The sequence below is a fragment of the Amycolatopsis sp. DG1A-15b genome (assembly GCF_030285645.1).
Classification (GTDB): Bacteria; Actinomycetota; Actinomycetes; order Mycobacteriales; family Pseudonocardiaceae; genus Amycolatopsis.
The window spans coordinates 6,987,079-6,998,797 of the sequence record NZ_CP127296.1; the positions used below are offsets into that span (position 1 = coordinate 6,987,079).

Sequence of the window (11,719 nt, forward strand, 5' to 3'; positions counted from 1 at the left end):
AAGACCACCACAACTGTTTGCACTTTCTTGCGCGGCCGGTTACTGTTCTCCTCAGCAAGGCAGACCCGTGCTCCACCCTGGGGAGGCGTGGAATCCGGCACGGTCCGCCCGACAATAGGGGCATTCTCGTGTTTCCATCCTCCACGTCACGCCGGACGCAGGTCGCTCGCGGACCGCCGGCGGCGCAAGCTCAACAGTAGCGCACCTTACGTGTCCGATAGTGTTTCGGACTTCTCGATCAGTGAACTCCACGACCGGCTTCACACGGCCGGTCTTGTGGTCCCTTGACGTCTCCGCTCAGCCCATCATCGCGTAACCCTGGCTGCGGCACGAGGCACGCCCTTCAGCACACACGTCGATCACACGACACCGCGCTGGACGGCTTTCCCTTTTCATACAAGGAGAAACCTCGATGCACAGCCGTCTTTGGCATGCCCTCGCCGCGACCGCGGCCCTACTCGCCTCCACCGTGGCCACCGCCGTCGCGGCACCCCAGACTCCCGCCGGTGACACCGGCGACCACGTGCCCATCGCCGGAAGCACCCCAGCCTGGGCCACCCCGCACACCGAAGTCGCCCGTACCAACGGAAGCACCGTCCGGCACATCCAGGTCGCGCTGGCACTGCGCGATCAGCCCGGTGCCGAACGCCTCGCCGCGCAGCTGGCGACACCGGGCCGCGCCGAGCACGGGAAGTTTCTGTCCTCCAGGGAGTTCCTCGACCGATTCGCACCAACGCAAGACGCCGTCGACCAGGTGTCCCGGTGGTTGGCCAAGCAGGGGCTGCACGTGACCGGAGTCAGCCCGAACAGGCACTTCGTCGACGCCGAAGCCCCGACCGCAGCGTTGGAGTCGGCGTTCGGTACGAGGATCGCCGCGTTCCGTGCCCGCATCGACGGTGTCACCCGGACGCTCACGGCCCCAGCATCGCCCGTCACCGTGCCGATCTCGCTGCGTGCCTCGATCACCGCCGTGCTCGGCTTGGACGACAGCGCCGCCCTGCTCAAGCCCCAGCACACCCGCCCGGCCGCCGTGGCCGCTGAGCAGCACTGCGCGCGCTGGTGGGGTGAGCAGAACAACACCGACGTCCCGCAGAAATACCCGGCTGGGTTCCAATCGAACGCACTCTGCGGCTACACCGGCACTCAGGTCCGTGCGATGTACAAGCTGAACAACGGAAACACCGGCGCAGGTACGACGATCGGTGTCGTCGGCGCCTACAACTCCGACACCATCGTCGCCGACACCAACCAGGCCAGCAGCCAGCTCGGCGTGCCGCCGCTGGCCGAGGGCCAGTACAGCGCGGTCCTGCCCGAGGGCGGGTTCACCGACGCGACCGAGTGCGGCGCCGAGGGCTGGGCGGCCGAGCAGACCCTGGACGTGCAGGCCTCGCACACCATCGCCCCGGCGGCGAAGATCCGCTACTACGCCGGGAAGACCTGCAAGGGCACCGGGATCTACGAGGCGTTCAACCTGGCCGTCGCCGACAACGCCGTGGATGTGATCAGCAACAGCTACGGCAACGCCGACGGCGAGAACAGCTTGCCGCAGATGGCGCGGGATCAGTTCAACGCGATGGCGCTGCAGGCAGCGATCCAGGGCCAGACCGTCACGGTGTCCACTGGCGACGCAGGCAACAACTCCGGCCCCGTCGGCCGCCCGACCGTCAGCTTCCCGTCCTCGAGCCCGTGGGTCGTGGCGGTCGGTGGCACCAGCGTCGGCTTGGACCAGAACAACCAGCCCACGGTGCTGACCGGGTGGGAGAACAGCGGCAACACCCAGTCCGGCAGCAGCTGGGCGCCGCAGCAGGATGCCGACGGCCCGTTCGCCTCCGGCGCCGGCGGCGGCAGCTCCGCGCTCTACTGCATGCCGAACTGGCAGATGGGCGTCGTCCCTGGCAGCGGTGAGAAGCGTGGGGTCCCGGACATCGCGGCGCTGGCCGACTCCTACACCGGGATGTTGGTCGGGCAGACCATCAAGGGCCAGTTCGGGATCGGCTCCTACGGCGGTACGTCTCTGGCTTCGCCGCTGATCGCCGGGCTCGTCGCCGACGCCCAGCAGGCCCGCTCCGGCAACGCCCGCGCGGGGATGCTCACCCCGATCCTCTACAGCTTGGCGGGATCGAGCGCGATCGCCGACGTCACGCCTCAGAAGGCTGGGGTCTGGACGCCGATGATGCACGCCTTCGGCGGCGTCGCCGTCCCCGGCGGGCAGGGCAGCTACCTGATCGACTTCGACGCCCGCCCGCAGAACCTGCAAAGCGGACCCGGCTGGGACAACGTCACCGGTCTCGGAACCCCCGCCGACGGCTTCATCGGCGCACTTTCCCAGTGATCACAACCCTTTTCGCGGCAGGCCTGCTCGACGGCGGGCGGGCTTGCCGCGGCCCATCGACTTCGAGGAAGGACTGTTTCATGTCCGAGATGCCACGGCCGGCGCCGAACAGGTGGCGGGTGCTCGCGCTCTGGCTGGCCGGAATCGTGTTGGTCAGCACTGCGGGTGCGCTGCTCGCACCGTCGCGGCCCGCGCCCGACGCCGCTCGCGCTACCGAGCCCGTGGAATTGGGCTTCGACCTCCACGCCCCGGTCGTGGCGGCCCGCATGGTCCCGAATCTTGCTGGGCTGCCAGAGGCAAACACCTTCGGCACCGTCGCGAACGCTCCGCAGGATGTGACAGCCGAAGCGGTCCCGGACGGGCACCTGGTGCACCCGACCACCCCGGTGCCGGTCTTCGGCCAGCCGGGCGGGGACGCCATTGCGGTTCTGCCGACCACGCAGTTGGGATCCGACACGTGGGTGCCGGTGATCGCCGAGGAACCGGGCTGGGTGCAGGTGTTACTGCCGTCCCGGCCCAACGGCTCTACCGGATGGTTGTCCACCCAGGACAGCACGCTCACGATCCGGTCGACGACCGACCGGATCGTCATCGACCGGGCCGTGTTCCGGCTCACGCTCTACCGCGATCACCAGCAGATCGGCACCTGGAGCGTCGGGGTCGGCACTGCGGCGGCACCGACCCCGACGGGGCGGACCTTCGTGCTGGCCTCCATGACCGACGTGAAGCAGAAGTTCAGCCCGGTGATCTTCCCGCTCGGGATCCACTCGGCCACTTACACCACCTACGGCGGCGGACCCGGCACCACCGGCATCCACGGCTGGCCCACCACCGACGTCTTCGGCCGCCCGTCCAGCGACGGATGCATCCGCGTTCCCGCCGATGCCCTCGCCACCTTCACCGCCCCTGCCGACCCGGTGCCCATCGGCACCCCCGTCCTCATCCGCTAACCGACCACTCCAACACTTCTGGAGAGACCAGCTATGAACACCACCCGTAGCGCCCTCGCGGCTGCCGGAGCCGGCGCGCTTCTCATCGGCACCCTCACCACCCTCGCCTCCAGCTGCACCCCAGCGACGGCCGCACCGCCCGCCCTCTCGGCCGCCGCGGCGACATCGACGGCGACCGGGATCTCTGTCTCCGGCGGTGAAACCCTCAAACCCGCACGGCCGAGCGTGTCCAGCAGCGGAGCAATCACCTCCGCCGGCGGCTCGGTGTCCAGTCCCAGCGGTGCCGTAGTGGCCAGCGGCATCAGCCTGCAGGCCGGCGCCGGATTCGCCGAAGCCCGCGTCGCGTCGGTGCGGGTCGGCGGGACCACTGTCGGGCCGTTTACCGCGACCTGCCGCAACGGCGCCGTCACCACCAGCGCCCCCACGGGCGGCAGCGGCAACCTCAAGGTCTCACCCGGCGGCCACGGCACCGCCGGCGTCATCACAGTGACCACCAGCACCGCCCCCGCCCGCACGAGCGAGTCCGGCGCGCCGACGTCGAGCAAGCCGACCGCAGCGACGGCGATCACGGTGACGGTGGCGACGGTCAGCTGCGGCGTCGGCACCCCGCCGCCGACGACGGGCACCCCGCCCACCGGCACCCACCCCGCACCGACGCACAAGCCCGGCGCCCCCGGGACCTCTCGGCCGGGTGTGCCGGGCCAGCGGCACCAGCAGGGTGACAACCCGGGTGACCGGACCGCCCCCAAGCCGCAGCCCAAGCCCGGCCACGTCGCCGTCACCGGCTGACGGCCACGAGGCCGCGCGGGCCCGCGCCCCTCACCCTCCATCGCGGGCCCGCGCACCCCTCCCGTTCCCACGTCCCCGCCGGGCGGCCTCCCCACGCCCGCACAACTCAACCGATCCGACTCGCTCACCAGGGGAGATTCCCATGTCAACGCTCGTTTTCAGCCACCCCAGCAACGACCAGCTCGACGCCGCGTCATCCGAGGACGTCCGAGCTGTGCACTTCGTCGGCTCGCTGCCCGCCGCCCTGACCGGCGACCACCGCCAGATGATGCAGTGGTTCCTCGACCACACCCCTGACACCGCGTTGACCGGGCTGCCGTGCGACCCGGATCCCCGGTGGATCATCGACTGGCTCGACGGCCTCGCCACCGTCGACGCCCTCGAACCCGTCCGCACGGGCCACTCCGCCGACTACGACGACATGCCGACCTACCGCCTCAAGCACGGCCACTGGCTGGAATCCGAGGATCTGTCCCTCGGCCGCGCGGCGCACACCGACGCGGTCATGGCCGCCCGCGAGCAGCTGCACGACGACCGCGACTTCCCACCTCACCAGGTGTCGGTTCCGAACCCGTACGACTTGTCGCTGTTCACCTTCGGCAGCCCTGGCGCCGCGGTCACACACCTGCCGGTGTTCCGCCAGGCCGTGCTCGATGACGTCCACACGATCCACCGCCTGCACGGCAACCAGGTCGTCTTCCAGCTCGAAACCCCCGCCGTGCTCGCGACGCTGGACCGCACCCCGCGGCCGCTCTGGCCGGCGGCGGTGCGGGCGCTGGCCAAGCAGGTCGCCCGGGTCTTCGCCGACGGTCCGCGCGAGGCGACGTGGCGGATCCACCTGTGCCACGGCGACCTCGGCCACCAGCCGCTGTTCGCGCTGACGGACCTCGTGCCTGCCGTGCAGTTCCTCAACGCGCTGCACAAGCAGCTGCACCGGCTGAGGATCCCGATGCCGGCCGCGCACATCCCGATGTGCACCGGCACCGATGCACCGCCGACGGGCCCGCGGTTCTACCGGGCGCTGCGGCACCTGCGCCGCGACATCGACGTCATCGCCGGCCTCGTCGACGAAACCCACCCCACAGAATCCCGCGCCGCGCTCGCGCTGGTCGAGACCGAACTGGACCGGCCCGTGCTCGCGGTCGCCGCAGCATGCGGCCACGGCCGCCGGACCGTTCCCGCCGCGGTCGCCAACGCTGCCCTTGCGTGCGAACTCGCGCACCACACCACCGACACTCCGGCCCGCTGAACCCACGGAGAGGACTGCCGAGATGGACTTCACGACCACGCCGATACCGTCCGCGGCCGGCCAGCTGGCGGACGAAGGCGAGACGCTGACTCCGATCCTGCGCGCCGGGATCGTGCCCACCCGCGCGCTGTCGGGCGGCCGGATGCACCTGCCCGGCGCCACCACCCTCGCCCCGCAACGGCACGACACCACCGAAACCGCGATCGCGATCATCAGCGGCCACGTCGCCGTCCTCTCCGGCAACGCCATGCAGGCATTCCACCCGCAGGCAGGAGACATGATCTACATCCCCGCGACCCTGCCGTACGCGGTGGTAAACCTCAGCAACAACGCCTCCGTCCTCGCCCAGGTCTTCCGCACCGACCCCGGCTTCGACACCGACGTCCACCGCATGCCCGAACTCGACCACGCTGTCCGCGACCAGATCCCCGACCTGCGCCACGCCCACCACAAGGCGCTGCTGACCCGGCGCAGCGGCCGCGCCCGCCGAACCTGAATTCCTCTCGCACCTTTCGTTCAGCACCACGCCACCCGCCGACCATGCCTGTTCGGCGCCTCCCCGTCACCTGGCGTGCCACACCAACCGGCTCGATCAGGAAGACATCATGCAAACCTGGATCACCGACACCGCCCGCGACCTACTCGACCACCCGGCGCCCGGCGGGCCGCTCACGCTCGACGAAATCGCCGCCTGCGCCGGCATCACGACCCGTCAGCTGTGGGTCTACTACAACTCGGTCGAGGCCATCGTCGCCGACATCCCCGCACGCCCGAGCCACGTTGGGCGGTGCTGACGATGCGCTGGAAGAACCTCCACCTGCGCGGCATCGGCGCCGCACTCGGCGAGATCGTCGCCGTCGGCGATCTCGAGTCAGCCCGAACCTTGTGCGGCGCCACCAGCCAGCGCGCCGTGTCGATCGCGCGCGACAGCACCGGCATGGATCTGGCCGTCCGCGCCGGACGCAACGCCCTCGCCAGCATGGCCATGACCACCACCGGTCCACTCCCGGTGCCCGACCTGCACTTCCACGCCGCGATCTGGCGCGGCAGCCGCGGCATCGACTTCTGGTCCCGCGCCGCCTACGTCCGCTCCCGCCTCGGCCTGCCCGCCGGCCGCGGGATCGCCAGCGAGCTCAATGCCATGAGCAACAGCCTCGTCGGCGGCATCGACATCTCCGCCCGCGTCCTCGCCGGCAGCCCCGACCTCGACACCGTCCTGCTCACCGGCGGCGAAACCTTCGGCCCACCCGCCTTCGACCACCTCACCGCCGACCACGGCATCGCCTACGGCGACGGCGGCTCCGCTCTCATCCTCGGCCGCCGGCCCGGCCTCGCCCGCATCCTCGCCACCAGCTCCTACACCGACCCCACCCTCGAACAACTCCACCGCGGCAACCACCGCTTCGCACCCGCCGGCACCACCGAACCCGGTATCGAGCGCATCCGCGAACGCAAACGCCAATACACCGACCTCGTCGGCGCCGCCTCGGTCACCCGCCGCAACCACGACGGCATCCGCGCCGTCATCGACGAAGCGCTCAACGACGCCGAACTCGACCTCGACCAGCTGCGCTGGGTGCTCCTGCCGCACTACGGACGACACCTGCTCAACACCCACTGCCTCCAACCGCTCGGCATCACCGACGACCGCACCCTCTGCCACGCCGGCGACCAATGGGGCCACATCGGCCCCAACGACCAGATCGTCGGCCTCGCACACCTGATCACGCGCGGTGCGGTGGTCCCCGGAGAGCACGTCGCGTTGCTCGGCATCGGTATTGGCATGACCTGGACCGCAGCGATCCTTCGCATCGACGCGGTGCCGCCGAGCCTAGGTGTCCTCGCCCCGCCCTTGCGTTGGCCTTGGCGCGCGCCGGCCGACGCGAAGCGTTGACCAGCGCCTGGCCCGTCACGCCGAGCTCCCGAGGACTCCCATGCCAGGCAACTACCTGCCGTCGCGCCTCGACCAGGCAATCTTCGTCGCGCCGTTCATCGTCATCGACGCCGACAACCACGCGCACACGATCACCCAACACCTCGACGACGCCGCCACCATCCTCAACACCGACGCCGCGGCCCGAGCCATCGTCGGCACGCTCCGCCAGCCCCTTCTTGCCATCGACATCGACCCCGAAGACACCGGCGTCGGCGCCGACGCAGGCGAGGTCGTCGCCGAACAGCTCCTTCTTTGGGCCGATCGCTACGGCTTGCCTTGGCTCCGGCGCGCATCCGGCCGCCCGGGTCACACCCACCTCGTCATCAAAACGCCGCCGTGCCTGCGCGACGAACTACAGTGCATCGTCCGCACGATCGCGACCCGGCAAAACGTCTCCGCCACCGTCCGCTCAACCCTCCGGCTCACCTCCTCACCGCATCGACACGAGCTGCCCAGCCCGATACTGAGCCGCACGTTGACGACGAGCGACGTGCCGGAGCTCGTCACGTCCAGGTCCCCGCGGGTTATACGACCGGCGCGCCGCCGCGGTGCCTCGAACGTCAGCAGGTCCGAACGCGAGTATGGCCACGCCCTCGCGCTCGCCCGCGCCGGCCACGCCACAGCGCACGCCTGGGCATTCGCCAACCTCGCCGGCACCAAGGCCCGCGAGATCGGGCAGCTAGCTTGGCGACGCTGGTTCTGGGCACCCGCCACCACGATCGCCGCCGCCGAAAGCGGCCTCACTGAGCAGCAGGCGTGGGACCTCTTCCGCCGAGCGTCCCGGACGCAGGCCGCCCACGTCGGGAGAGACGACTGGCGCCGTAACCGCTGGTTACCTGCGCTTCGCGAGGCGGCAGAAAGTAGGCCGCGACGACGACGCCTGGGACCGCCTCAAGCCGGCGGCCACCAGAACGAACCGTCACCCCGTCAGCTACGACACGTCCGTGCCGAGCTTCAGGCGGCCGTGGACGGGCGGTTGGCGCGCGGAGCCAGCACGGCGGCACGTAACGGCACGATCGCCGGCGTACGGGTCAGCAGCCTGCGCGCCGCCCTTGACGCATTCGCGCACGCCGCCCTCGCCACCGGCGGCTCCATCTCGGTACGCCACTGGGCCGAGTGTGCAGGTCTCGACCCCAAGACCATCCGCCGTGCACGGGATGCCGCACTCAAACTGGGCATCCTTCAACTCGTGCACCACTACACCGGAGGAGAAGCAGACTGCGACGCATTCATCGTAACCGATAACGCAACGACCAAGCACAACACGGAATTAACTTCCCCCACTCTGTACACCCCCACCCGCGGCCAAGCGGACCCCCTCAGGCTGCGATCGCAGCATCAGCGCGATAGGCGCCAATTCGCGCTCAACCACAGCCTGAGGGCCACAGTCGCCGAAATCGGCTTTCGGCACCCCATCGAAGAGCCTTCACCTGCCGCCAGCATCGACCCCGTTACTCATAGGCAGCGTGAACTCGTTGGAGTCGACCACCCGCATTTCCGAGACGGCGACTTCCTCCATCGCGTCGATGGCCTTCGCGGGGATCGCGATACGCCCTCTCGTTCGAATCGCCGGAAAGGCACCGTCATCCACGGCGCGATAGATGGTCATCGCGGAAACGCCAAGCAACTTTGCCGTCTGACCGACCGTCAGGAAACGCGGCGTACTCACGGTGGAGTCGGACATCACAGACCTCCGGTGCTACGTGGCAAGGGGAGGCTGGCGCCGACGATCCAAGGTGACCGCCCACATCGACACCATTAACTTCAGCATCCGCCAGAAGTGTTAATTCGTCAACTGGCCCGATGCGACTTACTCAGACCTAGTCGACCCCATCCGGATCGACGATCGTTCGGGCCAGTGCGACGGCGGCCCGGTCCATCTCGGACACCCGAGCGAGGATCTTGTCCTCCTCACGGCCTGCCTTCTGGACGTTGCTGTCCAGGAGACTCCGGACGATCTGCGCGGCGCGCTCGGGCATCGGGCATCGGGCATCGGGCATCGGGCATCGGGCATCGGGCATCGGGCGGTCCTATCTGGATGTATGTGGCTCCGATGGAAGGCGGCAGGTGTCACAGGTTGCCGGGCTCGATGGCATCGGCGATGCCGCGCAACATCTCCACGACCGCGTCACGGTCGCGGTGCGAGTAGTCCGCACCACGCCTTCCTGCTCCCACAGGGACCTCGGCCAAAGTCCAGGACATGATCAGCCGCCGGTCCTGACGCCTCGTCACCTGGGCGTGCCCGCATCGCACCGAAGATTTCGCTGATGCCCAGGGCGCCTGCGGTAACAGCCGCGAACGGGCAGGTGGAGTCGGTCTTCGGGACGGTGTCGTCGGTGGGTGAGACGGTGACGGTCCTGCCGGACCAGGTTGCGCGCAGGACGAGTTGGGCGGCATCGTGGGCGGCGCTCGGTCAGCGTCCAGTCATTTTCCGCTTGGTACCGCGACCAGTCCACAGACATACTCCCGCCTCCGGGCTCCGGGCTCCGGGCTCCGAGCTCCGAGCTCCGAGCTCCGAGCTCCGAGCGCGTGAACCACGTCGGCCGCCGCCAGGATGATCTACCGCGCCACGGCCAACTGACGCTCCATAACTAATCGACTATTTGAACGTCCGGGTCTGCGCGATCGGATCCGCCGTTGTCGAGCCTGTCCAGCTCGGCATGCAAGTCAGCAGGTAGTTCCCAGTCGAAGACGTCGAAGTTCTCGTGGAGCCGGCGAGGCGTTGCTGATTTCGGCACGGCCGAGTTTCCGAGCTGGAGCTGCCATCGAAGCACCACCTGTGCTGGCGTGCGGCCCACTTGCTCCGCGATCGACACCACGGACGGTTCCACGAGGACATTGCCAGTTGTGCCCAGCGGTTCCCACGCTTGAGTGTGGATCCGGCAAGAGTGATTATATACCCGCATGGTTCGATTCTGCACCGCGGGATTGCACTGGATCTGGTTCACCGCCGGCGTGACGCCGGTCGCACAGATGATCCGATCGATGTGGGTGGGATTGAAATTGGACACCCCGATCGCACGTACCAAACCGCGCTCGCGAAGTTCGATAAGCGCCTCCCAGGTCTCACAATACTGGTCGTTCATCGGCTGCGGCCAGTGGATCAGCAGCAGATCGACATAGTCGAGATTCAGGCGACGAAGGGACAGTTCGCAGCCGGTTACGGCGCTTTCCCGGCCTTGATCGCGCCCTCGGATCTTCGTGGTGACGAACAAGGCCTCCCGGGACAGCCCACAGTGGGTTACCGCCTGTCCGACGCTCGATTCGTTGTCGTAGTAGGACGCTGTATCAACCAAGCGATAGCCCGCGGCGAACGCCTGGTCCAGAACGCCACGTAGCAGATCCCCTCGCAACCGCCACGTGCCAAGCCCCAGACGTGGCATTCGCACGCCCGGGGCCAGGTCAACGAAGCGCGGAAAGCTGGGCCGCGACATTTCAGGCATGGGTCTCCACTTGGTCAGATTCCTCTTGTGCCGGCGGTGCCTGCGGTGACGCTGCCGCGTCGAACCGCCGGTATCGCCGCCCCGCCCTCGATCAGATTGGTGACCAGCGGACGTCCGGATCGGCATCGTGCAAGGACCGGGCCCGACGCAGCGCTTCTCCAAGGCAGTCACCCGTTCGAAGAGCGCGGTCCATCGACCACGCCGCAAGCTTGACTTCGCGGACGCGTGTCATCGCCAGGAGAAGGTCGTCGTCGATGCGATCGGCCCCATAGGCGGCGCGCAGCTTCGTCCAGCATGAAGCGGGCATGCCGAACCGTGTCACATGCAGTAAGGGCTCGCTGAGATCCCACTCAGGGACGGCGATCCCAGCGTACTCGAAGTCCAGCAGAACGGATCCGCCGGACGGCGTGACGACAATGTTGCCTGGATGGGCATCGCCGTGGACGAGAACCCCGCGGCTCGCTGTAATCCGTAGTGGCGACGATGGCCCGGTGACCTGCTCCAAGAGCGCGTCCCTCAGAAACTCAAACTCCGCGCTGCACCGATATTTCTCTGCCTCACGCGCCAGTCCCGCAAGCCGGTCGAAGCTCCGCTCTACGCACCCAGCCTCCTCGACCAGACCCTCAGGTGGCGACAAGGCGTGAAGGCGTGCCAGCAAGAAGCCCAGCTCGCAGTAGTCGCTAGAGCCACCTTCCCGGCCCGGAACCCATTGCCACGCGGTGATCTGGGCACCTCCAACCAAGATCGGCTGATCGGGCCAGAGAGCACTGAGCCGCGGGGCGGGAAACCCCGACAGAGCGAGAAACCTCGCTACCCGCGTCTCGCGCTCGAACGGTACGCGAGGAGCCCCATCGGACGCGACGCGGAAAACGATGCCCGCCTTGCCGTGGCGGAAGGAGATGTTGTTGCCCCAGCGCAGCAGCACGAGTTCGCCGCCATCGCCGAGCCCCCGCTCTCTGCACAAGCGGATCACGTGGTCTCGCACAGCAGCCGGCTGCCAGTTCACTCCGCTCTCCGGCA

At 68.6% G+C, this 11,719-nt stretch carries 12 protein-coding genes and 1 pseudogene; 8 read left to right on the plus strand and 5 right to left on the minus strand.

Features of this window, described 5'->3' with window-relative positions; all coding sequences use genetic code 11:
- Positions 1-412: 412 nt before the first annotated feature.
- The 8 genes from QRY02_RS32010 to QRY02_RS48980 all read left to right on the plus strand — a co-directional run bounded on the left by QRY02_RS32010 (position 413) and on the right by QRY02_RS48980 (position 9,018).
- A complete protein-coding gene (locus tag QRY02_RS32010; protein ID WP_285986540.1) occupies positions 413-2,332 on the plus strand; it encodes a S53 family peptidase in 1,920 nt (639 codons plus the stop codon).
- 80 nt (positions 2,333-2,412) lie between these two features.
- A complete protein-coding gene (locus QRY02_RS32015) occupies positions 2,413-3,282 on the plus strand; it encodes a L,D-transpeptidase family protein (RefSeq protein ID WP_285986541.1) in 870 nt (289 codons plus the stop codon).
- A gap of 33 nt (positions 3,283-3,315) precedes the next feature.
- A complete protein-coding gene (locus QRY02_RS32020; RefSeq protein ID WP_285986542.1) occupies positions 3,316-4,071 on the plus strand; it encodes a hypothetical protein in 756 nt (251 codons plus the stop codon).
- Between the two features lie 142 nt (positions 4,072-4,213).
- A complete protein-coding gene (locus QRY02_RS32025) occupies positions 4,214-5,320 on the plus strand; it encodes a hypothetical protein (RefSeq protein ID WP_285986543.1) in 1,107 nt (368 codons plus the stop codon).
- A gap of 22 nt (positions 5,321-5,342) precedes the next feature.
- Positions 5,343-5,816 carry a cupin domain-containing protein gene (locus QRY02_RS32030; RefSeq protein WP_285986544.1) on the plus strand — a complete coding sequence of 158 codons (474 nt, stop codon included), beginning with the start codon at positions 5,343-5,345 and terminating at the stop codon, positions 5,814-5,816.
- A 109-nt stretch (positions 5,817-5,925) separates the two neighbouring features.
- Positions 5,926-6,114 (plus strand): hypothetical protein, encoded by a 189-nt coding sequence (locus QRY02_RS32035; protein ID WP_285986545.1) that lies wholly within the window; start codon positions 5,926-5,928, stop codon positions 6,112-6,114.
- 2 nt (positions 6,115-6,116) lie between these two features.
- Positions 6,117-7,214 (plus strand): 3-oxoacyl-[acyl-carrier-protein] synthase III C-terminal domain-containing protein, encoded by a 1,098-nt coding sequence (locus QRY02_RS32040; protein WP_285986546.1) that lies wholly within the window; start codon positions 6,117-6,119, stop codon positions 7,212-7,214.
- Positions 7,215-7,254: 40 nt separating this feature from the next.
- Positions 7,255-9,018, plus strand: a complete 1,764-nt coding sequence (locus QRY02_RS48980; RefSeq protein ID WP_502874149.1) for a hypothetical protein — start codon at positions 7,255-7,257, stop codon at positions 9,016-9,018.
- Positions 9,019-9,076: 58 nt separating this feature from the next.
- Here QRY02_RS48980 and QRY02_RS32050 read toward each other — a convergent pair whose 3' ends face one another.
- The 5 genes and pseudogenes from QRY02_RS32050 to QRY02_RS32065 all read right to left on the minus strand — a co-directional run bounded on the left by QRY02_RS32050 (position 9,077) and on the right by QRY02_RS32065 (position 11,705).
- Complete coding sequence (locus tag QRY02_RS32050; protein ID WP_285986547.1) at positions 9,077-9,277, minus strand: hypothetical protein; 201 nt, start codon at positions 9,275-9,277, stop codon at positions 9,077-9,079.
- Between the two features lie 49 nt (positions 9,278-9,326).
- Complete coding sequence (locus QRY02_RS32055) at positions 9,327-9,488, minus strand: hypothetical protein (protein ID WP_285986548.1); 162 nt, start codon at positions 9,486-9,488, stop codon at positions 9,327-9,329.
- 16 nt (positions 9,489-9,504) lie between these two features.
- Positions 9,505-9,642, minus strand: a pseudogene (locus QRY02_RS48985) (BilD N-terminal domain-containing protein); the annotation flags it as partial.
- 205 nt (positions 9,643-9,847) lie between these two features.
- Positions 9,848-10,699: an aldo/keto reductase gene (locus QRY02_RS32060; RefSeq protein WP_285986549.1), complete on the minus strand. Its 852-nt coding sequence runs from the start codon at positions 10,697-10,699 to the stop codon at positions 9,848-9,850.
- A 91-nt stretch (positions 10,700-10,790) separates the two neighbouring features.
- Positions 10,791-11,705 carry an aminoglycoside phosphotransferase family protein gene (locus tag QRY02_RS32065; protein WP_285986550.1) on the minus strand — a complete coding sequence of 305 codons (915 nt, stop codon included), beginning with the start codon at positions 11,703-11,705 and terminating at the stop codon, positions 10,791-10,793.
- Between the last annotated feature and the right edge of the window lie 14 nt (positions 11,706-11,719).

Coding starts and splice junctions, on each gene's coding strand:
- QRY02_RS32030 (WP_285986544.1), top strand. CDS start 5,343: ATGGACTTCACGACCACGCCGATACCGTCCGCGGCCGGCCAGCTGGCG.
- QRY02_RS48980 (WP_502874149.1), top strand. CDS start 7,255: ATGCCAGGCAACTACCTGCCGTCGCGCCTCGACCAGGCAATCTTCGTC.
- QRY02_RS32020 (WP_285986542.1), top strand. CDS start 3,316: ATGAACACCACCCGTAGCGCCCTCGCGGCTGCCGGAGCCGGCGCGCTT.
- QRY02_RS32035 (WP_285986545.1), top strand. CDS start 5,926: ATGCAAACCTGGATCACCGACACCGCCCGCGACCTACTCGACCACCCG.
- QRY02_RS32060 (WP_285986549.1), bottom strand. CDS start 10,699: ATGCCTGAAATGTCGCGGCCCAGCTTTCCGCGCTTCGTTGACCTGGCC.
- QRY02_RS32040 (WP_285986546.1), top strand. CDS start 6,117: ATGCGCTGGAAGAACCTCCACCTGCGCGGCATCGGCGCCGCACTCGGC.
- QRY02_RS32025 (WP_285986543.1), top strand. CDS start 4,214: ATGTCAACGCTCGTTTTCAGCCACCCCAGCAACGACCAGCTCGACGCC.
- QRY02_RS32050 (WP_285986547.1), bottom strand. CDS start 9,277: ATGCCCGATGCCCGATGCCCGATGCCCGATGCCCGATGCCCGATGCCC.
- QRY02_RS32010 (WP_285986540.1), top strand. CDS start 413: ATGCACAGCCGTCTTTGGCATGCCCTCGCCGCGACCGCGGCCCTACTC.
- QRY02_RS32015 (WP_285986541.1), top strand. CDS start 2,413: ATGTCCGAGATGCCACGGCCGGCGCCGAACAGGTGGCGGGTGCTCGCG.